Source organism: Paratractidigestivibacter sp., from assembly GCF_052362415.1.
In the GTDB taxonomy this organism is placed as follows: domain Bacteria; phylum Actinomycetota; class Coriobacteriia; order Coriobacteriales; family Atopobiaceae; genus Paratractidigestivibacter.
The window spans coordinates 1-514 of the sequence record NZ_DAWEMK010000161.1 but is presented as its reverse complement, the minus strand read 5'-3'; the positions used below and the strand labels follow the sequence as shown (position 1 = coordinate 514).

The 514-nt window shown below is 67.5% G+C and carries 1 protein-coding gene; it reads left to right on the top strand.

The genetic code is table 11. The features are described from left to right. The coding region (locus tag ACT84W_RS10330; RefSeq protein WP_444329147.1) for a RodZ domain-containing protein at positions 1 to 514 on the top strand (514 nt) is incomplete at both ends.

Genomic DNA, 514 nt, shown 5'->3' with positions numbered 1-514 from the left:
TGCGTCGGCGGAAAGAACACCACGACCCCCGGCGCCATGACATCCGATTCCGGCAGCTCGGCCGCCACCGGCCAGTCGCAGGGCACCTCTTCTGCGCAGACGACGGCCCAGCAGACCTCGGCCAGCAAGGACTCGCAGTCCGCGAAGACCGGCGACGATGCCTCGGGCGCCGATGCCTCGAAGACCAAGGACGGCGAGACCTACGTCCCCACCGTCGTGAAGGTCTCGGTCTCCGCCGGGTCCTACACCTGGCTCGAGGTCACGAGCGACGGTAAGAGCGACGTCGCCGACTCCGTCACAGGCCCCTGGGAGAAGGAGTACACGGTGACCGACACCATCACCGTGCAGGCCGGCAACCCCTCGGCCGTCACGGTGACCAAGAACGGCGCATCGGTGCCCTTCAACTCGAAGGCCTCCGGTCTCGGGTCCCTCTCCATCAAGGGGACGAAGCCCCCGGAGAAGACCTCCGATTCCGAGGCCTCGAAGACGGACGCTTCCGGCACCGATTCCACCG